This window comes from Rudanella lutea DSM 19387 (assembly GCF_000383955.1).
GTDB classification, from domain to species: Bacteria; Bacteroidota; Bacteroidia; order Cytophagales; family Spirosomataceae; genus Rudanella; species Rudanella lutea.
The window spans coordinates 3,660,482-3,685,226 of sequence record NZ_KB913013.1; the positions used below are offsets into that span (position 1 = coordinate 3,660,482).

The 24,745-nt window shown below is 55.3% G+C and carries 22 protein-coding genes; 14 read left to right on the plus strand and 8 right to left on the minus strand.

What is annotated here, in order from left to right:
- Nucleotides 1-49: 49 nt before the first annotated feature.
- A complete protein-coding gene (locus RUDLU_RS0115130) occupies nucleotides 50-499 on the minus strand; it encodes a GatB/YqeY domain-containing protein (protein WP_019989243.1) in 450 nt (149 codons plus the stop codon).
- 134 nt (nucleotides 500-633) lie between these two features.
- Here RUDLU_RS0115130 and RUDLU_RS27500 point away from each other — a divergent pair, with 134 nt between their 5' ends.
- The 9 genes from RUDLU_RS27500 (at nucleotide 634) to RUDLU_RS0115175 (ending at nucleotide 9,252) form a co-directional block, all read left to right on the plus strand.
- Nucleotides 634-1,173, plus strand: a complete 540-nt coding sequence (locus tag RUDLU_RS27500) for a DinB family protein (RefSeq protein ID WP_019989244.1) — start codon at nucleotides 634-636, stop codon at nucleotides 1,171-1,173.
- 30 nt (nucleotides 1,174-1,203) lie between these two features.
- Nucleotides 1,204-1,830, plus strand: coding sequence for a ribosome biogenesis GTP-binding protein YihA/YsxC (yihA, locus tag RUDLU_RS0115140; RefSeq protein WP_019989245.1), 627 nt, complete (start codon nucleotides 1,204-1,206; stop codon nucleotides 1,828-1,830).
- A gap of 10 nt (nucleotides 1,831-1,840) precedes the next feature.
- Complete coding sequence (locus RUDLU_RS0115145; protein ID WP_019989246.1) at nucleotides 1,841-2,050, plus strand: hypothetical protein; 210 nt, start codon at nucleotides 1,841-1,843, stop codon at nucleotides 2,048-2,050.
- A 154-nt stretch (nucleotides 2,051-2,204) separates the two neighbouring features.
- The gene (locus RUDLU_RS0115150) at nucleotides 2,205-2,660 is read left to right on the plus strand and encodes a DUF5606 family protein (RefSeq protein ID WP_019989247.1); all 456 of its coding nucleotides are present in this window, start codon (nucleotides 2,205-2,207) and stop codon (nucleotides 2,658-2,660) included.
- Between the two features lie 125 nt (nucleotides 2,661-2,785).
- Complete coding sequence (locus tag RUDLU_RS0115155; RefSeq protein WP_019989248.1) at nucleotides 2,786-3,490, plus strand: RDD family protein; 705 nt, start codon at nucleotides 2,786-2,788, stop codon at nucleotides 3,488-3,490.
- A gap of 69 nt (nucleotides 3,491-3,559) precedes the next feature.
- Nucleotides 3,560-4,756 (plus strand): M20 metallopeptidase family protein, encoded by a 1,197-nt coding sequence (locus RUDLU_RS0115160; RefSeq protein ID WP_019989249.1) that lies wholly within the window; start codon nucleotides 3,560-3,562, stop codon nucleotides 4,754-4,756.
- Nucleotides 4,757-4,858: 102 nt separating this feature from the next.
- Nucleotides 4,859-5,368, plus strand: coding sequence for a SixA phosphatase family protein (locus RUDLU_RS0115165; protein ID WP_019989250.1), 510 nt, complete (start codon nucleotides 4,859-4,861; stop codon nucleotides 5,366-5,368).
- A gap of 21 nt (nucleotides 5,369-5,389) precedes the next feature.
- On the plus strand, nucleotides 5,390-5,866 hold the full coding sequence (locus RUDLU_RS0115170) for a hypothetical protein (protein WP_019989251.1): 477 nt from the start codon (nucleotides 5,390-5,392) through the stop codon (nucleotides 5,864-5,866).
- Between the two features lie 77 nt (nucleotides 5,867-5,943).
- The gene (locus tag RUDLU_RS0115175) at nucleotides 5,944-9,252 is read left to right on the plus strand and encodes a M4 family metallopeptidase (RefSeq protein ID WP_019989252.1); all 3,309 of its coding nucleotides are present in this window, start codon (nucleotides 5,944-5,946) and stop codon (nucleotides 9,250-9,252) included.
- Nucleotides 9,253-9,357: 105 nt separating this feature from the next.
- Here RUDLU_RS0115175 and RUDLU_RS28790 read toward each other — a convergent pair whose 3' ends face one another.
- The 3 genes from RUDLU_RS28790 to RUDLU_RS0115190 are packed head-to-tail and all read right to left on the minus strand — an operon-like array spanning nucleotide 9,358 to nucleotide 11,841.
- A complete protein-coding gene (locus RUDLU_RS28790; RefSeq protein WP_019989253.1) occupies nucleotides 9,358-9,966 on the minus strand; it encodes an energy transducer TonB in 609 nt (202 codons plus the stop codon).
- Complete coding sequence (locus tag RUDLU_RS28795; protein WP_019989254.1) at nucleotides 9,932-11,470, minus strand: M56 family metallopeptidase; 1,539 nt, start codon at nucleotides 11,468-11,470, stop codon at nucleotides 9,932-9,934. Before RUDLU_RS28795 ends, RUDLU_RS28790 begins: the two co-directional genes overlap by 35 nt.
- Entirely contained in the window at nucleotides 11,467-11,841 is a 375-nt protein-coding gene (locus RUDLU_RS0115190; protein ID WP_019989255.1) for a BlaI/MecI/CopY family transcriptional regulator, read from the minus strand. The genes RUDLU_RS28795 and RUDLU_RS0115190 overlap by 4 nt, the downstream gene beginning before the upstream one ends.
- Before the next feature lie 202 nt (nucleotides 11,842-12,043).
- On the opposite strand from RUDLU_RS0115190, the gene RUDLU_RS0115195 reads away from it, so the two are divergent.
- The 3 genes from RUDLU_RS0115195 to RUDLU_RS0115205 all read left to right on the plus strand — a co-directional run bounded on the left by RUDLU_RS0115195 (nucleotide 12,044) and on the right by RUDLU_RS0115205 (nucleotide 15,339).
- Nucleotides 12,044-13,543, plus strand: coding sequence for a S41 family peptidase (locus RUDLU_RS0115195; protein WP_019989256.1), 1,500 nt, complete (start codon nucleotides 12,044-12,046; stop codon nucleotides 13,541-13,543).
- A gap of 17 nt (nucleotides 13,544-13,560) precedes the next feature.
- The gene (locus RUDLU_RS0115200) at nucleotides 13,561-14,091 is read left to right on the plus strand and encodes a 3'-5' exonuclease (RefSeq protein ID WP_027303089.1); all 531 of its coding nucleotides are present in this window, start codon (nucleotides 13,561-13,563) and stop codon (nucleotides 14,089-14,091) included.
- A 69-nt stretch (nucleotides 14,092-14,160) separates the two neighbouring features.
- Nucleotides 14,161-15,339 (plus strand): Gfo/Idh/MocA family protein, encoded by a 1,179-nt coding sequence (locus tag RUDLU_RS0115205; RefSeq protein WP_019989258.1) that lies wholly within the window; start codon nucleotides 14,161-14,163, stop codon nucleotides 15,337-15,339.
- A gap of 441 nt (nucleotides 15,340-15,780) precedes the next feature.
- Here RUDLU_RS0115205 and gmd read toward each other — a convergent pair whose 3' ends face one another.
- On the minus strand, nucleotides 15,781-16,893 hold the full coding sequence (gene gmd / locus RUDLU_RS0115210) for a GDP-mannose 4,6-dehydratase (RefSeq protein WP_019989259.1): 1,113 nt from the start codon (nucleotides 16,891-16,893) through the stop codon (nucleotides 15,781-15,783).
- A gap of 86 nt (nucleotides 16,894-16,979) precedes the next feature.
- Nucleotides 16,980-17,558, minus strand: coding sequence for an SPOR domain-containing protein (locus tag RUDLU_RS29300; protein WP_019989260.1), 579 nt, complete (start codon nucleotides 17,556-17,558; stop codon nucleotides 16,980-16,982).
- A 134-nt stretch (nucleotides 17,559-17,692) separates the two neighbouring features.
- Here RUDLU_RS29300 and murB point away from each other — a divergent pair, with 134 nt between their 5' ends.
- Entirely contained in the window at nucleotides 17,693-18,721 is a 1,029-nt protein-coding gene (gene murB / locus RUDLU_RS0115220) for a UDP-N-acetylmuramate dehydrogenase (protein ID WP_019989261.1), read from the plus strand.
- Between the two features lie 112 nt (nucleotides 18,722-18,833).
- Here the strand turns inward: murB and RUDLU_RS0115225 are convergent, their stop codons facing one another.
- The gene (locus tag RUDLU_RS0115225; protein WP_019989262.1) at nucleotides 18,834-20,399 is read right to left on the minus strand and encodes a M20/M25/M40 family metallo-hydrolase; all 1,566 of its coding nucleotides are present in this window, start codon (nucleotides 20,397-20,399) and stop codon (nucleotides 18,834-18,836) included.
- A gap of 185 nt (nucleotides 20,400-20,584) precedes the next feature.
- On the opposite strand from RUDLU_RS0115225, the gene RUDLU_RS0115230 reads away from it, so the two are divergent.
- A complete protein-coding gene (locus tag RUDLU_RS0115230) occupies nucleotides 20,585-21,784 on the plus strand; it encodes an acyltransferase family protein (RefSeq protein WP_019989263.1) in 1,200 nt (399 codons plus the stop codon).
- Between the two features lie 120 nt (nucleotides 21,785-21,904).
- Here the strand turns inward: RUDLU_RS0115230 and RUDLU_RS0115235 are convergent, their stop codons facing one another.
- Nucleotides 21,905-24,724 carry a S8 family peptidase gene (locus tag RUDLU_RS0115235; RefSeq protein WP_157580226.1) on the minus strand — a complete coding sequence of 940 codons (2,820 nt, stop codon included), beginning with the start codon at nucleotides 24,722-24,724 and terminating at the stop codon, nucleotides 21,905-21,907.
- Between the last annotated feature and the right edge of the window lie 21 nt (nucleotides 24,725-24,745).

Below are 24,745 nucleotides of genomic sequence, written 5' to 3' on the forward strand. Positions count from 1 at the left end.
TGCATAAGGGCTGTTCGTTGTTTATTGTTCGTTGTTAGCTGTTCGTTGTTTATTGCAGTAGTGACTTCACCATAGCCGAAATCGCCTTTCCTTCGGCTATACCGGCCAGTTCTTTGGTGGCTACCCCCATTACTTTACCCATGTCTGAGGGGGCCGAGGCACCCACGCGGCCGATAATGTCCTGAAGCCTGGCCCGGAGTTCGTCTTCGGTCAGTTGCTTGGGCAGGTACTTTTCGATCACCGCGATTTCGGCTTCTTCGGTGGCGAGCAAATCCGCGCGGCCTTGTTGCCGGAAAATATCCGCCGAGTCTTTGCGCTGCTTCACGGCTTTGGTCAGCAGCTTCAGCTCGTCTTCGGGTTTCAGGCCGTCGCCCGCGCCCTCTTTGGTTTCTTCGAGCAGAATAAGGGATTTAATAGCGCGGAGAGCCCGCAGTTTATCGGCTTCTTTGGCCAGCATGGCCTGCTTGATATCGGCGTCGATCTGTTGTTTCAGTGACATGAATGAAAAACGAAAGAGTGAAAGAGCGAAAGAGTGATAAAAGTCGCTCATTTGCTCTTTCACTCTTTCGCCATTGATTTTGGCAAAGTTACTACTTTTGACCGCTTACGTTGCAGCCGTCGAAGCACAACCCCATGATCGTTTCTGAAATCCAACAAACCCTGACCGACCGCTACCGGGCCTTTTTGTGGCTGACCAACCCGCTGACCGATGCCCAGTTTTACGCGCCACTGGGCGATGATAAATGGTCGGTTGCCGAAACCGTGCAGCATTTGTACCTCAGTGCCCGGCCCGTGGCTCGGTTGTTGGCTGGCCCTCGGGAGGTGCTTCATCAGTTTGGCCAACCCGGTAGGCCCTCACGCTCGTATGCGCAACTGGTAGCTGATTATCGGAAGGCCCTTGCCGATAATGGCATCAAAGCCCCCGCAAGCATGAGCGCCCGGGCAGAGGACCTCGCCGAGCGAATGACGGTAGAAAATAATTTCGCGGCCGTTCATCAGCGTGTGGTCGATGCGTTGACAAACTGGACTGACGACGATCTGGAAAACTATCAGCTTCCGCACCCGGCTATGGGGTTGTTGACCCTTCGGGAGATGCTGTATTTTACGGCTTATCATCTGCTGCATCACCTGGAACCTACCCGGAACTACCTTTCGGAAAAGGGATTAGACTAACTTTGTGGCCAATTCAACTCTGAAAGTGCCATGCAAGTCAAATCCGCGGAATTCCTCATCAGCAATACCGACCCGGCCAAGTGCCCTAACCCCGATAAACCCGAGTATGCGTTTATTGGGCGGTCCAACGTGGGGAAGTCGTCGTTGATCAACATGCTCGTCAGCCGGCACGGGCTGGCCAAAACGTCGCAAACGCCGGGGAAAACGCAGCTTATCAACCACTTTATCATCAACAAAGAGTGGTATCTGGTCGATTTGCCGGGTTACGGTTTCGCGCAGGTGGGCAAAGGCACCCGGGCGGGTTTCGTGCGTATGATTGATACGTACCTGACTACCCGCCCCAACCTGATCTGCACCTTTGTGCTGGTTGATTCGCGCATTGCCCCGCAAAAAATTGATCTCGATTTCATGACCCGGCTGGGTGAGCAGGGCATTCCGTTTGTGATCGTGTTCACCAAAACCGAAAAGCTGAAGTCGGGAGGGCTGCAAAACGTGCAGGAGCGCTATAAAGCGGCCTTGCAGGAGATTGGCTGGGAAGAAATACCCCAAATGTTTCTGACATCGGCCGTGAACCGGGCGGGCCAGAAAGAGCTGCTCGATTTTATTGAGCCCCTCAACCGCGACTTTGTGATTCCGGCCGAGAAAAAGCCCTGGTAACCGACCGCCAATGACTGCTGACCAACTCACCGAGTTTTTTCACGATGTGCTCATTTCGATGCACGAAAACATCCGCGACTTACAGGGCAAGAAAGTGTACGCCGACCCACAGGAACAGGATTACCTCAGCGGGCGGCTGTTTAGCTACCACGAGGTGCTTCAGATCATGAAGTTCTCGGCCCGCGAAGCCGGACTCGACGAGAAAGAGTTGGGCCTGTAAGCTACTATGGGGTTGCCGTAGAGCGCAAACGATTCCGGGCGGTAACCGATTCGGTTTCGCCTAAAACTGCGTACGGCTTCGTATCTTCGCGACTTATTTTAACAATTCAGAGACAATACACCTAGCTCCACCGACGTTATCGGTTTAGTTGAATATGGAAGCATTACGTCAGATTGCCAATATCAGCGGATTCAGCGGACTCTATCGCATTCTTAAACCCAGCCGTTCGGGCGTCATTGTCGAATCGCTCGATGAGAAGAAAGAGAAAACCATGATGGGGCCAACCGCCCGTGTCTCGGTTCTGAACGATATTTCAATGTACGTCGATACCCCCGATCAGTCGGTGGCACTCGGCGAGGTGCTGCGGGCCGTAGCCGACAAGTTTGGCGACAGCGTGCCCGTAACCCCCAAAAGCAGCGATGCCGAACTCGCCAACTTTATGGGCGAGGTGCTCCCCGAGTACGACCGGGAGCGCGTTCGGACATCCGACATCAAGAAACTGGTCAGCTGGTACGGTATTTTGCGCCAGCATGCCCCCGAAGTGTTTGAGGCAAAAGCCGACGAGTCGGCCGCCGAAACAAATGAGGCTGACGAGGCACCGGCTCAATAGCCCGTTCGTCGTTAGTCATATCGGTCTCCATTTTTCAGTGAGAACGAAAAAGCCGCGAAACGCCCCTGGCTCGCGGCTTTTTTTTATGTTTGTACTTCACTCTGCGTGAGGTAAACAACACCCGTATGCCCGTCACGATCCGAACCTCCCAGAACGTTGTGCTTGAGTACGAGCCCGCCAGCCTTGGCGAGCGGTTTGTGGCTACCCTGATCGATTACCTCATTTTTCTGGGCTGGGTGATTCTGACGGCCTACATAGCCTCGCAGGGCGGTCGGATGCTGGGGAACTACTACTGGTTTTTTGTGGTGCTGGCTCCTATTCTGTTCTACGACCTACTCACCGAATGGCTGCTCAACGGGCAGAGCCTGGGTAAACTGGCCATGAATATCCGGGTGGTTAAGCTCGATGGGTCGCGGCCGGGCCTGGGCGATTACCTGCTTCGCTGGCTGTTTCGACTGGTGGATACACGCGTGCTCAATGGCGTGGTGGCGATGGTGGCCGTGGCCGCCAACGACCGGGGGCAGCGGCTGGGCGATGTGGCCGCCGGCACAACGGTGGTCAAAATTAAACCGGCTATCACGCTCGACGATGTGCTCCATACGCTGCTGCCCGACGACTACCGCGTCCAATTCCCCGACGTCATTGTCCTCACCGATCGGGATCTCAATAGTATCCGTGACACCCTCCGGACAGGCCACCCGGTGCTGCTGGACCGGGCCGCTACCCGCGTTAAATCCGTGACCGGGGTTTCGTCGCCAATGCCTGCCGAGTTATTTTTGCAGACCGTCGTGGCCGACCATCAGTTTATGACCACGCGAGGAGTTCAATAATGTAGAATGTACCATGCGTAACGATAGCTGGTCATTATACATTACTCCTTATTCATTGTACATTCAGCTATGATAGACAGCATAAAATCCCTCGCCCAGCAGTTCGCCGACGATGCCGTGGCTACCCGCCGACACCTGCACGCGCATCCCGAATTGTCGTTTCATGAGTACCAAACAGCCCGCTACGTGGCCGATCAGCTCAAGGCCATCGGCCTGACTCCGCAGGAGGGCGTTGCCAATACGGGCGTGGTGGCTCTGATCGAAGGGCGCAAGCCGGGCCCGACCAGCCACCGGGTGGTGGGTCTCCGGGCCGATATGGATGCCTTACCGATTCACGAAGCGAACAATGTACCGTACAAATCGACCGTGGAGGGAGTCATGCACGCCTGTGGTCACGATGTGCATACGGCTAGTCTGCTCACCACGGCCCGGATTCTGAACACCCTGCGCGATGAATTTTCGGGGACGGTGAAGCTGGTGTTTCAGCCTGCCGAGGAGAAAGCCCCCGGTGGGGCGTCGCTCATGATTGCCGATGGTGTACTCCAGAACCCGGCTCCGGTTGGCATGCTCGGTCAACACGTAGCCCCCAACATTCCGGTGGGCAAAATCGGATTCCGCGAGGGCATGTACATGGCCAGTACCGATGAATTGTACCTGACCGTGCGCGGTAAAGGCGGGCACGGTGCCATGCCCGACCAACTGATTGACCCGGTTCTGATTGCATCGCACATTATTGTGGCTTTGCAACAGATCATCAGCCGCAACCGGCCCCCGGCGAGCCCATCGGTGCTGTCGTTTGGGCGGTTTATTGCCGATGGCGTTACCAACGTGATTCCCAACGAGGTAAAAATTGAAGGGACTTTCCGCTGCATGAATGAAGAATGGCGGGAAGAAGGCCTGCGCCGGATGCAGAAGCTGGCCGAGGGCATGGCCGAGGCCATGGGTGGCTCCTGCGAGTTTACCCGCGTGAAAGGCTACCCATTTCTCCAGAACCATCCCGAACTAACCCGCCGGACGCGGGCGTCGGCCGTAGCGTACATGGGTGCCGAAAACGTGGTCGACCTTGACCTCTGGATGGCGGGCGAAGACTTTGCGTTTTACTCGCAGGTGGTCGATTCGTGCTTTTATCGGCTGGGCACCCGCAACGAGTCGCGCGGAATTGTGTCGGGTGTACACACGCCTACGTTCGACATCGACGAGTCGGCGCTTACGGTTGGCCCCGGCCTCATGGCGTGGCTGGCGGTTGAGGAGCTGGGCAACAAATAATCAGAAATAGCGAAAGCGATAACGAGCGAAAGAGTGGGGAGGGGCATGAAAGCTGAGTAGTAAGTAATACTTTCGCTTTTCATCATCAAAAACTCCTGTATCATGAAGATACCCCACAGGCTGTCGCTTGTTATCGCTTTGGGCATTATGCTGCTCAGTGCTGGCTGCTCAACCAGTTCTATTTACGTGGTGCGCCACGCCGAACGGCTCAACGACTCCGACACCACGAGCCTGTCGGCCGCGGGTCTGCTGCGGGCGCGGGCATTGGCCGGTTTGCTGGCCAACGCGCAAATTGACAGTATCTACATCACGCCGTACCGCCGTACCGAGCAAACGGCCGCTCCGTTGGCCACTCAACTGGGCCTACCCCTCACCCGCTATCCGGCATCGCCCGTAACGGCCATTACCGGTCGGTTACGTCAGCTGCGGGGCAAAAATGCGCTCGTAGTGGGCCATAGCAACACCATTCTGGAAATTGCCCGCGGGCTGGGCACTACCCCGTCTATCCAAAAAATAGAGCACGCCGACTATCAAAATCTCCTGTTCATCCGGATGCGTCGTACACCTTTTGGGCAACGTGCGCATCTTTACGAGCAGAAAATAAACCCGTAACCAAATCACAATCCCCTGATTATGCTTCGAATAGGTTTTTTGCTGCTCTGCCTCATGGGTAGCAGTTTGGCTGGCTTTGGGCAAAAGGCCACGGTCAAACGTACACCCAAAACGGCCACCTCTCCGCTCACCTACAAAGGACGGGTGATAACCGTAACCACCGGAGGAGGTTTTACCGGCCGGTCTACGTCGTATAGTTTGCAGGACGACGGTCGGCTCTACGGCAAGCGCAGTACCGATGCCGCATACGCGCTACTCGGCAAACAATCGGCCCCGAATACCCGGCGGGTGTTTTGGTCGCTGGAAGACCGGTGTAAAATCAAAACAACCCAGTTTGATAACCCCGGCAACACGTACAAAGCCGTAAGCTGGCGCAAAGGCACCGAAACGTACACCGTAACCTGGGGCAGCCCCAAAGACAGTGTGCCCGACAGTTACGAGAAATTCTACAGTGCATTTATGGCGACGATTCCGGCCAATATGCGCCTGAAAAAGTAAACGAGTACCCCGGTTCCGGCCTAGGTTCCGGGTAAGCATTCCCCTGAGTACCCACCCCGTCACTACCACCAACTTTTATGAAACCCGTTTACCTCTCTTTTTTATGCCTGGCCGGCACAGCGGTGCTGGCACAACCCCCCTCGGTCCAACCGCCAGCCGCCGGGTTCCGAATGAAACACAAAACCGAGCGCCCGGTCGATAACCTGTCCCGGCGAATCGGGGCCGACGAAGCGCCCATCCCCGTGTCGCGGAGCCGAAAGCAAGCGCTGATGAGCAACGTGGCGACCCAGAAAGGTCTGCAACCTCTCCGGCTACGCGTGGTTCGCGATGGGACAACGGGCTTGCCTATCTACATCGAAAACCGCGCCGTAGCTAAGCTGGCTCCCCGCAAACCTGGCGTGGGGGCACCCTTGTCGGGTGCGCAGGCCCGCACGAGCGCCGTAGCCGTTACGTTTCAGTTCCTGGATCAGGTGCGGGGGCTACTCAACATCGACAAGCCCGCGTCGTCGTTTGAAGTCCGGCAAGCCGAAACCGACGCCATGGGCCAAACCCACGTTCGCCTGACGCAGACGTACAAAGGGGTGCCAGTATTCGGGGCCGAACTGGTGGCTCACCTGACCGAGGGCGTGGTGGGGCTGCTCAACGGGCAGTACCAAACCGTGGCCGACGGCATCAATACGACCCCAAAACTCTCGATGAAGCAGGCCGTGTCGCGGGCGCTGACCGATGTGGGTAAAACGGGTGTAGTGCGTACGTTTGGTAGCAATCTGCTGAATCTGGAGCAGGCTAAAGGCGACCTTTGCCTGTATCCCGTCGGGGCAACGCACCGGCTGGCCTACGAGCTGACCATCCGGCCGAGTATGGTGCAGCGGTGGGCGTACTGGGTGGACGCCGAAACGGGCGAGGTACTCGACAAGGCCAACACCACCTGTAGCTTTGCCGGGCCTATCAAAGCCACGGCCCGCGACCTCAATGGCGTGTCGCGGACGTTCTCGACGTACCAGAAAACGACCAGTCAGCATTTCCTGATCGATGCGTCGCGCTCGATGTTCAACAACGCTGCATCGACTATTCCTGACAAAACGGTGGGTGGTCTGGTCACGGTAGACTCGCGCAATACCTACGGCGACAACCAGAAATTCTGGCACATCAGCTCATCGAACAACACCGACTGGACACCCACGGCGGTGTCGGCTCATTACAACGCGGGGCTGGCCTACGATTATTTCCGCAACACCCACGCCCGTAACTCGCTCAATGGCAAGGGCGGAACGATGATTTCGGTGGTCAACGTAGCCGACGAAGACGACGGAACCGCGATGGATAATGCCTACTGGAACGGCGAGTTTATCGCGTACGGTAACGGTAAAACGCTCTTTAAACCGCTGGGTGGTAGCCTCGATGTGGCGGGGCACGAAATGACGCATGGCGTGATCGAAAACTCGGCCAATCTGGTCTATAAAAGTCAGTCGGGAGCCATCAATGAGTCGATGGCCGATGTGTTTGGTGTCATGATCGACCGGGATGACTGGACCTTAGGCGAGGAAATCATCAAATCGACCCGGTACACGCAGGGTGCTTTGCGGAGCTTGGCCAACCCAAATCAGGGTGGTAAGAATGACTACGGCTGGCAGCCTAAAACGATGGCCGAATACCAGAATATGGCTGCCGACGACGATAACGGGGGCGTGCACGTCAACAGCGGGATTCCCAACTACGCGTTTTACCTGTTTGCCACCAGTGTAAGCAAAGAAAAGGCCGAAAAAGTGTATTACCGTGCCCTGACGAACTACCTCACCCGAACGTCGAAGTTTCTTGACCTGCGTTTGGCGGTTATCAAAGCGGCCTCCGACCTGCACGGGGCCAACAGCGCCGAGGTGGCCGCGGCCAAATCGGCGTTCGATAGGGTAGGGATTGTGGAAAGCACCCAAACCACTCCCGACCCCAAAACCGACATTCCCGTGGCGCAGGGGCAGGATCTGATGCTGCTCTACGGCACCGACAAAAAACTGTATTCGACGGTTGTGGGCTCCAATAAGTTTGATCTGAAAAGTAGTCAGGGTATGACACACCGCCCCAGCGTGACCGACGACGGTAAGTTTGCCTATTACGTGTCGCCCGACAAACGCATCCGGGCCGTGAGCCTGACCGGTACGCCTACCGAAACGGTTATTTCGAACGAGACCCGCTGGGACAACGTCGCTATTTCGAAAGATGGTACCAAACTGGCGGCTCTTTCGGCCGAGGCCGAACCCAAAGTCTACGTGTACAGCTTCGACCGGAAAGTCTGGAAAACCTTTACCCTGTACAACCCTACCTACAGCGAGGGCATTACGAACGGCGACGTGCAGTATGCCGACTCGTTTGAGTGGGATCTGACGGGCGAAAACCTCATTTATGATGCCTACAACGAGCTGACCAACGCCGACGGCGACGATATCAGTTACTGGGATGTGGGCTTTATCAACGTCTGGGACAACAAGACGAAAAACTTTGCGTCGGGCGAAATCGAAAAGCTGTTTTCGAGCCTGGAAGATGGGGAGAGTGTCGGGAATCCGTCGTATGCCAAAAACTCGCCCAACATCATTGCCTTCGATTATTTTTATGAAGACGATGACGAATACTACATCGTAGCCGCCGATGTGGACAAAGGTGAGCTTGAAGCGGTTTACGAAAACAATACCCTTGGCTTCCCGAGTTATTCGCGGCTCGACAACCGGCTGGTGTTCACGGTCGAAACCGACGCGGGGGTTGAAAATATAGCCGCTATTAATCTGGCCGCCGATAAAATCACCCCTTCGGGCTCGGTGCAGACCCTGGTCAACCGGGCTAAATGGCCGGTTTGGTACACCCAGGCGACCCGTACGATCCCAACCAAAACGGCTCAGACAATCTCGTTCAACAGCCTGCCCGACCGGTATGCCAATGAACCCGAGTTTACGCTGGCGGCTACCTCATCGGCTGGGTTGGCGGTGCAATACTCGGTGCGGTCGGGGCCGGCCGAGCTCAATGGCAACAAGGTGCGCGTTACGGGACCCGGCACCGTGGTGATTCGGGCGTATCAGGACGGCAACAACCAATTTTATGCCGCTACCCCCGTCGACCGGACGTTTACCGTACTGGCGGTGCTGGGCCTTGAACCCGACTGGGCTACTGCCTTAAAACTATACCCCAACCCCGCCCCGGCGCAGGTAATGGTAGAGGTTCCCCCGACTGTAATCATCGACCGGATTACGCTCAGTAGCCTGACCGGCACGCAACTGATGGAGCAACCTGTGCGGAGTCATCGGGCTACGCTTTCGGTGGCGCATCTGCCAAAAGGTGTTTACCTCGTGACCCTCGAAACGGCCAAAGGCATGGTGAGCCGAAAGCTGGTTAAGGAGTAAAACACCGGGGGCGGCACCACATTGGTGCCGCCCCCGGTGTTTTAGGCTAACAGTGTGAGTGCGCAGGCGGGCCGCATAGCCTACCCATCACTCCAAAAAACGGGGTTACTTCGCCTGTTGCTTTAAAGCCTCTGGTTCCAGCTCAAACGCAATCGGGAGAACATAACGCACATTGAGCGGTTTCCCGTCCTGGCTGCCCGGTTTCCATTTGGGCATCCGGCTCGTGACACGGATCGCTTCTTCATCGCACCCAAAGCCGATTCCCTTGAGAACCTTCGCGTCGGCAATGCCACCGTCTTGCGTAACCACAAAGCTCATAAATACCCGGCCCTGAACATTGGCTCGTTGGGCCGCAGCCGGGTAGCGCAGGTTCTCCTGAAGATACTTACTGAGGCCATCCATTCCGCCGGGAAACTCAGGTTGTTTTTCCACAACCGTGAAAATTTCGCCCTTTATCTGCGTCAGTTTCAGGGATTGGTCTACCTTCTCCCGATTGTTGACCGCCTGATCAATTTCCTTCTCTACCTGCGTACACATGAGCAACAGCCCCGCAAATGCCAGTACAAACGGATAGCGCCAGAGCGCGCGGGGTGAGGAGTTTGGTTTGGTAAGCATCTGTACGCGTTGTTTGAGTTCGGAGAGACGGAGAAATGAGTTGGTGAGTTCGTAACCGGGTACGTTAGTGTTTGGCCGGTTCTGCTGGTTTGGTTTCATCTTTCTTGCCTGTTTTTGTGGTGACAATAACGACGCCATGCGTGCCCTTCTCGCCATAAATAGCGTAAGCCGAAGAGCCTTTCAACACATTAATTGACTCGATTTCCTTGGGGTTAAGTTCGCTCAGTCCTACCTCTGATTGCTGGACTATACCATCCACAATAAACAGGGGAGGTGGAGTGCCGAGCCCAGCCGAATTGCCACGAATCCGAATCTGGACAGGGCTACTATTGGTATCACCGACCGCCATTCTACGTTGCCCCACAATCCTGTGCTCCTGAACAGTAATAATATCTTCTGCCCGCCCTTGTGTTGAAATCGGGTCTGTAGTTTGACGAGACACCGGTTGTTTTTTGCCCGAAGGCGACGCAGACTTTTGCGAGGCCGGCCGCCCACTCTGTGGGGCTAACCGTATCATAATTTCTTTCCCGGCTTGTGCCACTACTTCCTGTGATACGAACCCGGCAAAACTGACCACCAATCGGGTACCCGGCTTTGTGTAAATTTCAAATTGACCATTCCGGTCGGTAATGGTGCCCTGTGTGGCATTACTCACGATCACGTGGGCGCCGGGGAGCGCTTTGTGGTCAGATCCCACCACGCGCCCTTTTATGGGGCTTGGCTTTTGCGTCTGAAATGGCTCCACGATCAAGTGTTCCATTTCGGGCCGGGCGGCCGTCAGCGCCAGCGTAACCAACGTAACCGGTAGCACGAGCGCATACTTGCCCAGTGCCCAGCGGTTGGTGGTCCGGCGTTGCAGCATACGAAGCCTGGGCACCAGCAGAGAAGGCTTGAAGAACGAGTTGGTAAGCGCTTCGGGTCCGTCGCCGAGGGCGTAGGTCACCAGATACCGGGCATAGTCGGCCCGGTGCGTAGCTGAAGCGCCCGCATCGGCCAGAAACTCGTGTACTTGCCGAATGGACGCCCGGTATGCCAACAGCACCGGGTTGTACCAGAACAGGGTCTGCATGACCTCAAAAAAGAGCACGTCGGCACTGTGCCATTGCCGGATGTGCACTAGCTCGTGGGCCCGAACAGCCTCCACCTGCCGGTCGGCGGGGCTCAGTACCATGTATCGGAAAAACGAGAACGTAGGCGTTTGCGGGTCTGATGGCTGTACCAGCGTATAGTCCTCCAGCGTTTGTTGGGGGTGTTGATGAATGTAGTCGAATAGCCGCGTTGTTCGCCAGGTGAGCCGAACCAGCAACGCCAGCGCTACCAGCCCGTAAGCCCACCAACCCAGGGCCACCCAGTCGGGGCCGGTGGGGGTTGCCTCGGCCCGAACGGGCGTAAGGGTAGGCAGTTGAACCGGCGTAGCGGGCAAAGCCGCCACCGTCTCGGTGGGCAGTTCAACCAACGGTAAGACGAGTGAGAGCACGGCCGAAGCCAGCAGATAGGCCCGGTTGAGGCCGAAAAACGTGTGCCGCCGGAGCAGCAGGTAGTAACACCCAAAAAAGAGCAGCAGGTATAAATTGGTGCGGATAAAATAGTCCAAGGCGGTCATGGCTCGGTTTTGTTTTGGTTTAGTAGCCGGATTATTTCATCGGCTTCGTTCAGGCTTAGGTTTTTCTCTTTCACAAAAAACGACACCAGCTTTTTGAGCGAGTTGTCGAAGTAGTTGCTCATGAGCTGCTCGGTCTGGAAACGCCGATACTGCTCTTCCGTAATCAGGGCGTAGTATTCGTGCGTTTTGCCGTACGCAGTGTAGCCCACCAGCCCTTTCTTTTCCAGAATCCGGATAATCGTCGAAACCGTATTGTAGGCTGGCTTAGGCTCGGGGAGCTGCGCCAGTACATCCTTTACAAATGCGCGGTCCAGCTGCCAAAGCACCCGCATAATTTCCTCCTCCGCTTTGGTGAGTTCACGTACTTCCATACCGATTATCAATGAGTTACGACGTTATAACGTAGTTTTTAGTTTCAAAACTAATAATTTAGTTATTTGTTTCAAATTTTTTTAACCAAATTTTATTTATACCATCAAGCAAGTAGATTGATAATTAATTGGCCTGCTTTTATATTCACAGAATAATTTATGCTAGCCCGACCGACGTAGGTTAGTAACCGTAACGTACTCCATGAAGCAGGTTATTGTCGTTTGCCTGATTACTATATTCGTTCAGTTAGCCGGGGCGGTGTCGGGACAAACCCTGACCCCCTCCGAAGCACGGGAGGATATTGAGTTTCTGAAACGTCGGCTCGATCAGCTCCACCCGGCTATTGGGCATTACACGCCCCGCGCCCGCTACGAACGCCTGTACGACTCGCTTTATAATCAGCTGAACACGTCGGTCGAGTATCTGCATTTTTTTCGGCATGTGAGTCCGCTCGTGAGCGCCCTCAAAGACGGCCATACCAACCTGAACCATCGGCGGTCGTATATCGACAAGCACACCCGCTATTTTCCGTTTTTTATCCGTGACGCTGGTACTGGGTATTTCGTGACCCACAATGTCTCGGCCGATACAACCCTCCGGCGCGGCACCGAACTGCTCACGATCGACGGGCGGACGGTGGCGAGTATTCATCAGGAATTGATGGAAAACGACCGGTCGGGCTCCGATGGCGACAACCTGACGGGCCGGCGGCAGTGGAGTTTGCACCAGTTTGCCGACTACTACGCGGCCTGGTTTTCGGCCGTCGATTCGCTCACCATTACGTACCGACTGGCCAATGATTCTCTGCGACTTATTCGTAAAACCCGGATTCCGTGTGTTACGCTTCAGCAATTTCGGGCTACCATGCAAAAGCGCTACAGCCACGAAACCGAGTACCACAGCAATCTGTCGGTACGGGTAGTAGATACCCTGTCGCGGACGGCCGTTCTGCGCGTTTCTACGTTTATGGGTGCGAAACGACACGACCCCTTTCAGTTGGCTTATAAGCGTCGGTTGAAGAAGGCCTTCCGCCAGATTCAGGACCAGAAAATAGAAAACCTCGTGGTCGACTTGCAGCATAATGGCGGGGGTATGGTGCTCAACTCGGCGCGGTTGCTGCAATACTGGATGCCCGAGAAGTTTACGATCATGCAGCGTGAGCAACTCAAAAAAGCGGCTCGGGCCGAATTGGTGACCCGCTGGAATCCGTTTTCGGCCCTTCAGTTTTCCATGCAGTACAAGTCCGACGGTCGGGGTGGTTTTTCGAGCCGCTCGCACAAGCGGCAGTTCCGGCCCCGGCGTACGCTGGCCTACAAAGGCAATCTGTATTTTCTGATGAATGGGGCCTCGTTTTCGGCGGCTACATCGGTGCTGGCGAAGTCGTTGGACGCGGGTGTAGGTACGTTTGTGGGCGAAGCCTGCGGGGGCGCGTACTGGGGCGATTTTGCCGGTCATTTCAAAACTGTGACTCTACCCAACTCCCGGATTCAGGTGCGTATTCCGCTCAAGAAACTCACCCATGCCGTTGACCCGGAGCGGGCCAATGGCTTTACGGTGGAGCCCGATTATACCGTTGGCCGCACCTACGACGACCTCTTGCACAACCGAGACTATACACTTACCAAAACGCTTGAATTGATCCGTCGTGGTTTTGTGGCCCGTAAGCCCATGGTGGTGCGGCCGTTGCAAGCTTCGCGCTGATTGCGTACTTTTATCCTGTGTATTGTATCGTAGACGTTGAAACGACCGGGGGCGTGAAGGGGCCCAGTCGGATTACTGAAATCGCCATGTTTCGCCACAACGGCCACGAGGTCGTTGATGTCTTTCACACCTTACTGAATCCCGAATGCCCTATTCCGCCGTTTATTCAACACCTCACGGGGATAAACCACCAGATGGTTGCCGACGCTCCGCGCTTTGAGCAGGTGGCCGACGAGGTCATTCGGATGTCGCAGGGGGCTATTTTTGTGGCGCACAACGTTGCGTTCGATTTCAACTTTGTCAAGAAAGAGCTGGAGTGGTTAGACTACCCATTTTTCCGCCGAACACTCTGCACCGTTCGTACCAGCCGAAAAATATTCCCCGGCCTGCCTTCATACAGCCTGGGCAAGTTGTGCAATTCGCTCGAAATTCCGCTCGACAACCGGCACCGTGCCCACGGTGATGCGGCCGCTACGGTGCAGCTCTTTGAGCGACTCATGGCCAACGACCGACACAGCCTGATTCCGCGCCCGACGGTCATACTCTGATCCGGGAAAAAGCCCTTACCAACAGTTACCCGACCTGATGTGTTGTATGCCTGAATCAACCGTCACGTTATGGAAACAAATCCGACAGCCGGGCTATCGCCCGCCGGAGAACTTTTACCCGATATTGGGCTGGGTGTTATTGGCATGGGGGGCTTCGGGCTGTTTGCGGTCCAGCAGTTTATGCAAACACCCAACGTCAAACTGGTGGCCATTGCGGGCTCCAGACGAGAGGAAGCCAAAACCGCAGCCCGGCGTTTTGGGGCCGAACACCTCGACTCGCTGGATGAGCTACTGAGCCACCCCGACATCAATTTAATTTATATTGCCACGCCCCCGTTTCTGCATTTTGAGCAGGCTATGCGCGCACTCGATGCAGGTAAGCACGTCATTTGCGAGAAACCCCTCGCCATGAATCCTGAGGAAGGGCGGCTTATGCTTGAGAAGGCGGCTCAGAAAGGTCTGCTGATGGTAACGAACCTGATGCAACGCTACAACCCTATGTTCGAACGGGTGAAACGGTTGATTGATCTGAACCTGCTGGGCGAGGTGCTGCATGGGTACTTTGAAAATTACGCGGGCGATGAAGGGCTCTCGCCCGAACACTGGTTTTGGGATCGCACCAAAAGCGGGGGTATTTTCGTAGAGCATGGGGTCCATTTCTTCGATATGTTCAGCGGGTGGCTGGGTCAGGGAAAGGTGCTGTCGGCGCAGGTGACCAAACGGCCGGATAGCGCGGATATCGAAGATCAGGTGAGCTGTACGGTTGCGTACGGCGACGAGCAGACCGGTTTGAAAACGGTCAATTTTTACCACGGTTTCACACAAACGGGCCGCATGGACCGGCAGGAAATGCGTATTCTGTTTGAGCGGGGCGACATTACATTGTACGAGTGGGTGCCTACCCGACTCGTGCTGCGGGCGGTGGTCGATGAAGAAACCACCCGCGAGCTGATGACGCTGTTTCCGGGGGCGCAGTTGAACGTAACGGCCAACTTCGGTGGGAAAGACCGGGTATTGCGCGGGCGGCACAAAGATTTTGAAGCGTATCAGCAGATTGAACTCCGGTACGGGTTCGGCGACGATAAACTGCACCTGTACAGCGAATTACTCCGGCTTATGTTCCGCGATCAGGTGAGTGCGGTGTATTTCCCTGAAACACACCGCAAAATCACGAACGAAAACGGTCTCGACTCGCTCATCGTAGCTGCCGAAGCCGATCGGCTTGCGCGAAAAGGGTTTATGGTTTAGCGTTTTTGGTTTTTAAGTGAATGAACAATGTAAAATGTATAATGAACAATTGTATTAGCTTCTGATAATCAGCCGTCTCATTGTACATTTTACACTATTCATTTTACATTTAATTCTGTCTGACTACTTAGTTGTAGGCTGCTGTTGGTTAGGTGTATTGAGTGTTGTTCAATTGAGTCCTGGTCTTACGTACTGCCTTCAACCACGGCTAAGGTCTTCTGTTTTGTTACCTTCAACCCCTGCCAGGGTTTGACGCTCTTGTTTAATGATTTAGAAAAAGCAACAAGCCAATCACTCAATACAGCCAGGTGCGTAGTTTCCTGCCACGGTCAACTAAAAACAATAAACCAAAAACTAAAAACGGTTGCCGCGTCGGGTGAAACCCAATGCAGCAACCGTTTTTTATGAAAGACCTGGGTGAGCTTGTTGCCCGCCCGTTTGTTATTCGAAGTAGTTCAGTACGCGGTGACCGCTCTTCTCCAGCAGCTGATCTTTGCGGAACAGGGCAACGTCAGCGTGAACCATGTCCTGAACCAGTGCCTTCAGATCGTACTTGGGCTTCCAGTTCAGCTTCGTCATTGCCTTGGTGGGGTCACCCAGGAGCAAGTCTACTTCCGTCGGGCGGAAATAACGCTCGTCGATAGCTACGACCTCCTGACCCACCGCTACCGGGAAGTCGGGGTTGCTGGAGTTAACCACTACACCTTTTTCATTGACACCTTCACCTTCAAACACAACCTCAACGCCGATTTCGGCAAACGCCATCTTCACGAAATCGCGGATGTGGGTAGTTTGGCCGGTGGCAATCACAAAATCTTCGGGTTTCTCCTGTTGCAGAATAAGCCACATAGCCTCTACATAATCTTTGGCATGACCCCAGTCGCGCTGTGCGTCGAGGTTGCCGAGGAATACCTTGTCTTGCAGGCCCAGACCGATACGGGCTACTGCGCGCGTAATTTTCCGGGTTACGAATGTCTCACCCCGCAGTGGCGACTCGTGGTTAAACAGAATCCCGTTGCAGGCATACATATTGTACGCTTCGCGGTAGTTGACCGTGATCCAGTAGCCATACAGCTTGGCAACGGCATACGGCGAGCGTGGGTAAAACGGCGTCAGCTCCGACTGAGCGTGGCCCTGCACCCCACCATACAGCTCCGACGTCGAAGCCTGATAAATGCGCGTTTTGTCCGTCATACCCAGCAACCGAACGGCTTCCAGAATCCGCAGCGTACCGATACCGTCGACCTGAGCCGTGTATTCGGGCTCGTCGAAGCTCACGCGCACGTGCGACATGGCGCCGAGGTTGTAGATCTCATCGGGTTGTACTTCTTGAATAATCCGGATAATATTCGTAGAGTCGGCCAGGTCACCGTAGTGCAGGTGAAACCGAACATTGGTCTCGTGGGGATCTTCGTAAATGTGATCAATACGTTGCGTATTGAACATAGAGCTCCGGCGCTTGATGCCGTGCACTTCGTAACCTTTTTCCAGCAGCAGTTCGGCCAGATAGGCGCCGTCTTGCCCTGTGATACCTGTAATTAACGCTTTCTTCATACGTGTATAGGACGCTGAAATCCTTTTTGGTACTAATTCAAGATTGCCGGGACGAAAGTAAGGCTAAAAAATGAAATTTCTGACATTTATTTTATCGATAGGCTTCGTCGGACATCAATTTTGTCGGGTTGAAGCATAGCCGAGGGCATCATCTGTTTGATTTGCCCAAAATACCGTTCGGCGTCCATCCGCCGGATAAAGTCACCAACTTTGAGTTTATACGTTGGCTGATTGTAACTTAAGTAAGCAGTGAGCTCCGGAAAGTTCTGGTAAACCTGGAGTTTGGTGGCTTCGGCCTGTTGGCGTTCGTTGCCTACGTACACCTGAATTCGGTAGCCCGATGCGTAACGCAACGACCGGTTTTTATCCGCAATCGATGTTAGTTGTTCGTCTACTTTACGATTAATGTGTAAAGCTTCCGCCGATCCGACAGTAGTAATTTTCCGGGATTCGGTTGATGCCGAACTGGTACTGGTAGCCGAACCGGTTTTGGTGGTCGCCCCCGGCCGGGTGCCCATGTTGCTGTACACGGGTCGGGCCTCCGATAAATCTTCGTTGTAGGCGTTATAATCGCCGGTACGGTTCGAAGAGGGCAGCGTTTTGGGAGCACAGGCTGTGAACAAAAACACCATTAGGCTGACCCAAAGGGCTGAAAACGATTTCATGTGTGTGTTTTAAGCTGATTGCAAACTTACAGAATATTTTGATGGTCAGGATTGTCAGCTTCCGAAACCGCCCAAACGGTCGGGCCATCGCCTTTTTCGTTACTTTTGCGACCTATCGTATCGACTGATTGCGTATGCTGAACGTTCAAAGTAACGTTTCTCTGAAACCCTACAATACATTTGGTATTCATGCCAATGCCCGCTACTGGGCCGAAATTCAGGACCCGGCTGATTTGCAAACGCTGCTGCACCTGAACGAGTACGTTGCCGTGCCGAAGCTGATTCTGGGCGGAGGGAGTAACCTGCTGCTGACGGGCGACGTTGAGGGTATGGTCATCCGGATGAATATTCAGGGAATTGAACTGGTGCGTCAGGATGAACGCCATTACTGGGTGAAAGCCGGGGCGGGGGTCAACTGGCACGAGTTTGTGATGTACTGCGTGAAGCGCGGGTATGCGGGGCTCGAAAATCTGTCGTTGATTCCGGGCACGGTGGGGGCCGCCCCCATGCAAAATATTGGGGCCTATGGTGTCGAGATTGAGCAGGTATTTGAGTCGTTGGAAGCGCTGAACCGGCAAACGGGTGAGATTCGCACGTTTACCCACGCCGAGTGTCAGTTCGGATACCGCGAGAGCGTGTTCAAGCACGAGCTGAGAGATCAATACATTATCACGAGCGTGACGTTTCAACTCGATAAAACGCCCACGTTTCATACCACGTACGGGGCCATTGCCGAAACCCTGGCCGAGATGGGCGTTACCGACGAGACGCTGTCGATCAAGGCTGTTTCCGATGCCGTGATTCGTATTCGGCGAAGTAAGCTACCTGACCCGGCCGAGATCGGCAATGCTGGCAGCTTCTTCAAAAATCCTGAAATTCCGAAAGAACAGTTTGAGGCACTGCGCCAGGAGTGGCCGGATATGCCGGGCTACCCTCTGGCCGATACCGACCGGGTAAAGGTGCCGGCTGGCTGGCTAATTGAACGCTGTGGCTGGAAGGGCTACCGAACCGGCGATGCGGGCGTACACGCACGACAGGCGCTGGTGCTGGTCAACTACGGAAAAGCCACCGGCCACGAAATTCTGGCTCTGGCGCATGAAGTACAGCGCTCTGTGGGCGAAAAATTCGGTATCTCGATCAACCCAGAGGTCAATCTGTTCTAACCAGAGACCTCTGGCAAACCTTGTCAACCTGGGCCGAATGAGGTGCCAGATACCCAAAAAGGGGCTGCCGAAATACCGGCAACCCCTTTTTCTTCTTTCTACAATCGACCGTCTACCGCGCCGACTGCATAGCCGGGGTCTTGACGGGCAGACGGGCGTCGCGCATGGCGGTATTGTACACAAAAGCGGCTACCACCGTGGCGGCCTGTTTCAGGTCGTCGGGCTGGAGGTGGTCGTATGTATCCATGTTGGTGTGGTGCGTGCGCGTGTCGTACTCAATCCGATCCTGAATAAAGCCGAATCCGTTCAGGCCCGCCCGGTCGAACGAGACGTGATCGGTTCCGCCACTGCTGCGGGGGGCAACGGTGGTTGCACCGAGGTCATGAAAGGGTTTGAGCCACTCGGCGAAAATAGGTCCGGCCGCTTCGTTTCCCTGTAAATAGATGCCGCGAATTTTGCCCGTTCCGTTGTCCACATTGTAGTATGCCACCAGGTTTTCGCCCTCGCGGGTGAGTTTGTTTGTTCCAGCGCTGACCAGTTTGTTGGTAACGTAATTTTTGGAGCCGTGTAACCCCTGTTCTTCGCCACTCCAGAGGGCAATCCGAATAGTCCGGCGGGGTTCCAGCCCGGCGCTATTCAGAATCCGAACGGCTTCCATCATCACGGCACTGCCAGCCGCATTGTCGGTAGCGCCGGTAGCAGCATGCCAGGAGTCGAGGTGCGCGCCCAACATGACAACTTCTTCTTTCAGTTTGGGGTCGGTGCCGGGGATTTCGGCCAGTACGTTATAGCCCTTGATATCGTCGGTGTAAAACTTTGTTTTTACGTCGAGTTCAAGTTTAACCGGTACGTTGGCTTTCATAAGTCGGCACAGCATCAGGTAATCTTCCACCGAAATAGAGAGGTCAGCGAGGTCGTCGGGGGTAGAGCCGAGGGCCGCGTTGGCGTAGTCGCCACTCACAAACAGGGTTCCGTCTTTGCTGGTTTGGGTCGTGTTCAGAATGCCAACGGCTCCTTCCTGCTTGGCCAGTTTGCGCATTTTCTGGTTAAACGCGTTGCGGGTACGCATGCTCTGAATGAGGCTGCGGTACGACGAGTCCTGCCCCGAACGCTGGCGGGCCGGGCTGCTTTCGGCGGCCATTTTGGCCAGTGCTTCATCGGTGAATCGGTCGGCGTCGGGCCGGAACGACGGCGTTACTTTGTACGATTGGTCAATCAGAATAACCTTATTGCGGAGCTTGTTGCGGTAACTCTCCAGGGCAGTCGTGTCTGAATCGCTGATAAACAGAATTTCGGCATTCTGTAGCTTGGTTGTGCTACCGCTCCAGGCGCGAGGTACGGCAATAATCGACTTGTAGTAGGGAGCGGTCATGGCCAGGTAGCAGCGTTCTACTCCCCAACCTTTGCCCCAGTCGCCCCAGGGTTCGAGTCGGGCATTTTTGAGGCCCCAGCCGGTCAGCTTGTCTTTGGTCCAGTTGGCGGCTTTCATGAAGCCGGGACCTTGTAAGCGGGGGCCGTTGACGTCGGTCAGGTAAAAGGCCGTTTCCATCACCTGCGAACGCTGCAATCCTTCTTCCCGGATTTTCTGCATCGCGGCCTGATCAATTTTTTCGGTTTGTGCGTGTCCTGACAAAGACGTGGCCACGGCCAATCCGGCGAGCCAAAGGTTGTTTTTCATGCGGTCGACCTATTTAGGGGGTTTGTGCACAAAATAAGCATTAACTCTATCCGAAATGCTTCTTTATCGACTATAGCGCTGAATCTGGATTCTTTGCCGGTCTGGTATGCAAGCCTTTATCTTGATTCACAGCCGAAAATTTTCCAGATTCAAACTTCCTACAAACCCTTGATCTGTCGTACTCTATGATTGCACAAGCTGCTCCCGCTGTCAGGCAAACCGAACGCTTCCTCTCGCTGGATGTATTTCGGGGTGTGGTGATGGTGTTTCTGATGACCGAGGCTACCCTCGAACTGCCTAAGCTGGCCGAATTTTACCCCGATAGTGCGTTCTGGCAATTTATTGGCTACCAGACCTCGCACGAACTCTGGATCGGCTGCCGGGCCTGGGACCTCATTCAGCCTTCGTTTATGTTTATGGTGGGGGTAGCGGTTCCGTTTTCGATTGCCTCCCGGCTGGCTAAAGGTGCCCCAATGCGTGAGCTGTGGGCGCATACCTGGCGACGTACCGCCATCCTGATTCTGCTCGGGATTTTTCTGCGGTCGATGGGCCGTGATCTGACGTACTTCACCTTCGAGGATGTCATTACCCAGATTGGACTCGGATACCCGCTGCTGTTCTGGCTCGCGTTTCAGTCGGAGCGGGTGCAGTGGGCCGCGCTGGCCGTGATTCTGGTCGGTTATTGGGCCTTGTTTGCTTTCTATCCGTTGGCCAACGCCGAGTTACTGACGGAATACGGCGTGGTAGAGGGCAGCAAGTACGAGCCGCTGACGGGTTTTATGGCGCACTGGAATATCCACGTGAACCCGGCCAACTATTTCGATCAGTGGTTTCTGAACCTCTTTCCACGCGCCAAACCATTTATTATCAACCGGGGTGGCTACCAAACCCTGAGCTTTATTCCGTCGTTGGGTACCATGCTGATGGGCCTGCGGGCTGGGCAACTGCTTCAGAGTAACCGCGACTTAGGTACCAAAATTCGGACGTTGCTGATCTGGGGCATTGGTGCCGTGGTGCTGGGGCTGGTGTTGCACTACGCATCGGTTTGCCCGATTGTTAAGCGCATCTGGACACCCACCTGGACCTTGTTTAGTGGGGGGCTGGTGTTACTCATGCTGGCCTTTTTTGTGTGGCTGATCGAAAGTCGGCAGTGGAAAAAGGGCAACTTCTGGTTTGTGGTGGTAGGGGCCAATTCTATGGCGGCTTACCTGACACACTGGACAATTCACGGCTGGATGGTCGATAATGTCCGGACGCACGTCGGACCGGTCATTGGGGGCCTTTCGGCGGGTGTACAACATGCCATTATTGGCGGCCTGGCTTTCTGGGCGGCCTGGTATCTGATGGTGTGGCTCTACCGGCGTAAGCTCTTCGTCCGAATCTAACCTGATGGTAATGGATAATGAAGAATGGATAATGAACAATGAGCGACACCATTATTCATTATCCATTCATTTCTATACAGTTTCGTACGGTCAGGCCCCGGCTTGACTGTTTTTTATTTCTCAACGCTTCACAAACCGGGTAGCGCGCACTCGGGGGCCGTCGATGACCTGAATCATGTAATGTCCCGGCGGAAAGCTCCGCACCGGAATCGTGGCTTCGTAAAGCCCATCGCGGAAAGTGAGCGGTGTTTCGGTCATCAACAAAAGGCCATTTAGACTGTACACCAACGCGATGGGGTGCTCCGACGTTTTACGGTTGTACTGCACCGTGACCTGCTCCGACGCGGGGTTGGGCATCACCAGCAACATACTGTCGGCGGGGACCGTACTAAACAGGGAGTCGGCTTGTGCCAATGACGACCGCACCGTGCGCGGATTGAGCAGGGCCGTACAACTTTGCTGGCTGATGCGCAGGCGGTACAGCCCCGGTTGATTAACCAGCCACGACGCGCCGATGGCCTGTGCAATGGGCGCATCGTCGCGAAACCATTGGTATGTATAGTCTGAATTGGCCGGTACCTGTAGCCGTACCGACGATCCCCTGGGCAGAACAATGTCGCTATCGGTGGGCAGAATCTCGGTCAGTGGCTTCGTGGCTGATTCAACAACCGTGGTCGGGCTTTGTACCGAGCAGCCGTTCTGGCTCATTTTTACAGCATAACTCCCCGGCACACTTGCCTGGTAGCGCATTGCTGTGCCCCGGCTAATCACCTGGCCATCGCGGAACCACTCGTAGGTGGCGCCCGGCTCACCCGTGGCCATCAGCTGAACACTCGGTCGGGCTGAGCAAAGGAGTTGGCTGACAGTCGGTGTCAGTAAGGTGCGGTCGGCCAATGCCTGTACCAGAATAGGTCGGCTGGTACCGCTGCACCCGTTGCGGTCGGTAACCCGAACGGCATATGAGCCGGGGTTGGCTACCACATACGATGCACTGTTGGCGTCGGCAACCGGAATGCCGTTGCGGAGCCATTCGTAGCGGACGGCCGTAGCGAGTGTTTTCGAGTTGACAAACTGAGCCTGCCCTGCCGAAAGTAGCAACGGTCGGCCGGGGCAAAGGGTCGTATCGGCGTTGGGTGACAGCGACACCTGAAGCGGGCATTCGATTCGGCGGAGGCCGCTCACGACCACCGAAAACGGTTGCGCCCCGTACCGCAGATCGCCTTTGTGACTTACCCGAATGGTGTACGTACGGCCCGGCACAGGGTCCTGAATCACCACCTGTTCCACATTATCCCGAATGTTATCGCCCGGTATGGCCACCTGCTCGGGGCGGTTCGGGTTGAGGGTCCAGGGGTTGGCGGTGAGGCCTTTGTCGTCGGTAACCCGTACATCCAGGTCGTTAATCAGCTTGGGTACCCGGCTGTTTACGTAGCGCGGATTCAACGCGGTAGGGGTGCTTTCGGGGTCGGTCCAGGCAATGGTTACCACCAGCGGTTCGTTGCCCTGAGCCACTACCGACTGCAGATAAGTGGTTCCTTGCCGGAGCGAGGCCTCCTGCAGTTGATGCGCGCCAGTATGGTTCAGAATGACCTGAGCGGCTTCGTAGGCGTTGAGTAATCCCCAGCCCTGTCGGTAGTCGGGTGGGGGCAGGGCTGTTTGTCCGGCGGGCCTTGGGCGGGTAGCTGTGTGTAGGGCGAGGGCGCGCAGCGTAGCCGACCGCATAAATTGACCCGGCTTCAGTTGGGCGTACAGTTCCTGCAATAGCAACAGAGCCCCTGTTACAGTGGCCGATGCCATAGAAGTCCCCAGCAGGCTCCCGTAACTGGCGGTGCCCGACGACAGCGTAGACAGGATGGGTGTACCAACACCAAGCAAATCGGGCTTGATGCGGCCATCGTCGGTAGGGCCCCAGCCGCTGTACGATGAGACCGTGATGCGGCTCAGGTCGGTGCTTACATCGGCGGCACCTACCGTCAGAACGTTTTTCGCGGTGGCTTCGGCCGCAATTACATCGTAGCCATCGTTGCGTAGGCGAGGCAGTGTACTTTTTTCGTCAGTATTACGCAGAAAATAGGCTGTATTGGCCGGGGGACCGGTTTCGGCCCGTTTGTTATCGGCCGACCGTACCACCAGATAGTAAGGATTGCTGTAGGCAATCCGGTCAATGTCGGCCGCTTTGGCATTGTAAAAGCCAAACAGATACTCCTCGGTCGCGCTCATGGCCGTATTGCCCCACCATTCCCACTTCCCGTTAGCGTCGTTGCCGGGGCGGTCGGGGTTATACACCCAGCCGACTACGGGACCGTACGCGTGGTTGGAGAGCAACAGGTCTTTGGCAGCCGAGGCCATTTCGGTGATATCGTCGTCGTAATCCCAGATCTTGAGCGTAGCACCAAAGGCCATGCCTTTTGCGGCCGGGTTAATGCCCTGGGCAATAAGGGTGCCTGCCAGATGGGTGGTATGGTCGCTTAGTTCGCCCTGTTGATTCATGTACTGAACCCGGGCGTTGTTTCCGCCAAATTCGCGGTGCTGGGCGAGGGCCCGACCGCCATCCCACATGCCGAGCCGCCCGGCCAACAGCGGGCTACTTCCCGATAAGGCGAGCCCGGCAGTTCCTTTACTGTAAAGGGCTGCCGTTTGGGTGAGCAGGCTGGCGTGGGTATTGTGGGTTCGGTAGTAGATCGGATGCCCCAGAGAGTCAACGTCCTGTAGGCTAAACCGCTGTCCGTTGGAATAATTTTTGTGGATAGGCCACCCCAACTGCTGGGCCAGCTGATGGGCTCGTTTGGTACGTTGGGCGTACCGCTCCGATAGCTCTTTGACGAGCACCTCCCCAGTGGGTAGGTTAGGTGCTTGAGCCTGCCCCCATAGGCTCAGTAATACCAACCAACCAGTAGCTAACCAGCACACAATCAGTTGGTATGTGTGCTGGTTAGCCACTGGAAGCCGGTATGTTGAGCG

What these genes read in the sequence shown, in the direction of transcription:
- RUDLU_RS0115175 (WP_019989252.1), top strand. Translation starts at nt 5,944, where the DNA reads ATGAAACCCGTTTACCTCTCTTTTTTATGCCTGGCCGGCACAGCGGTG.
- RUDLU_RS0115160 (WP_019989249.1), top strand. Translation starts at nt 3,560, where the DNA reads ATGATAGACAGCATAAAATCCCTCGCCCAGCAGTTCGCCGACGATGCC.
- RUDLU_RS0115225 (WP_019989262.1), bottom strand. Translation starts at nt 20,399, where the DNA reads ATGAAAAACAACCTTTGGCTCGCCGGATTGGCCGTGGCCACGTCTTTG.
- RUDLU_RS0115195 (WP_019989256.1), top strand. Translation starts at nt 12,044, where the DNA reads ATGAAGCAGGTTATTGTCGTTTGCCTGATTACTATATTCGTTCAGTTA.
- yihA (WP_019989245.1), top strand. Translation starts at nt 1,204, where the DNA reads ATGCAAGTCAAATCCGCGGAATTCCTCATCAGCAATACCGACCCGGCC.
- RUDLU_RS0115170 (WP_019989251.1), top strand. Translation starts at nt 5,390, where the DNA reads ATGCTTCGAATAGGTTTTTTGCTGCTCTGCCTCATGGGTAGCAGTTTG.
- RUDLU_RS0115155 (WP_019989248.1), top strand. Translation starts at nt 2,786, where the DNA reads ATGCCCGTCACGATCCGAACCTCCCAGAACGTTGTGCTTGAGTACGAG.
- RUDLU_RS0115230 (WP_019989263.1), top strand. Translation starts at nt 20,585, where the DNA reads ATGATTGCACAAGCTGCTCCCGCTGTCAGGCAAACCGAACGCTTCCTC.
- RUDLU_RS0115190 (WP_019989255.1), bottom strand. Translation starts at nt 11,841, where the DNA reads ATGGAAGTACGTGAACTCACCAAAGCGGAGGAGGAAATTATGCGGGTG.
- RUDLU_RS0115205 (WP_019989258.1), top strand. Translation starts at nt 14,161, where the DNA reads ATGGAAACAAATCCGACAGCCGGGCTATCGCCCGCCGGAGAACTTTTA.
- murB (WP_019989261.1), top strand. Translation starts at nt 17,693, where the DNA reads ATGCTGAACGTTCAAAGTAACGTTTCTCTGAAACCCTACAATACATTT.
- RUDLU_RS0115150 (WP_019989247.1), top strand. Translation starts at nt 2,205, where the DNA reads ATGGAAGCATTACGTCAGATTGCCAATATCAGCGGATTCAGCGGACTC.
- RUDLU_RS0115165 (WP_019989250.1), top strand. Translation starts at nt 4,859, where the DNA reads ATGAAGATACCCCACAGGCTGTCGCTTGTTATCGCTTTGGGCATTATG.
- RUDLU_RS28790 (WP_019989253.1), bottom strand. Translation starts at nt 9,966, where the DNA reads ATGAAACCAAACCAGCAGAACCGGCCAAACACTAACGTACCCGGTTAC.
- RUDLU_RS0115130 (WP_019989243.1), bottom strand. Translation starts at nt 499, where the DNA reads ATGTCACTGAAACAACAGATCGACGCCGATATCAAGCAGGCCATGCTG.
- RUDLU_RS28795 (WP_019989254.1), bottom strand. Translation starts at nt 11,470, where the DNA reads ATGACCGCCTTGGACTATTTTATCCGCACCAATTTATACCTGCTGCTC.
- RUDLU_RS27500 (WP_019989244.1), top strand. Translation starts at nt 634, where the DNA reads ATGATCGTTTCTGAAATCCAACAAACCCTGACCGACCGCTACCGGGCC.
- RUDLU_RS0115145 (WP_019989246.1), top strand. Translation starts at nt 1,841, where the DNA reads ATGACTGCTGACCAACTCACCGAGTTTTTTCACGATGTGCTCATTTCG.
- RUDLU_RS29300 (WP_019989260.1), bottom strand. Translation starts at nt 17,558, where the DNA reads ATGAAATCGTTTTCAGCCCTTTGGGTCAGCCTAATGGTGTTTTTGTTC.
- gmd (WP_019989259.1), bottom strand. Translation starts at nt 16,893, where the DNA reads ATGAAGAAAGCGTTAATTACAGGTATCACAGGGCAAGACGGCGCCTAT.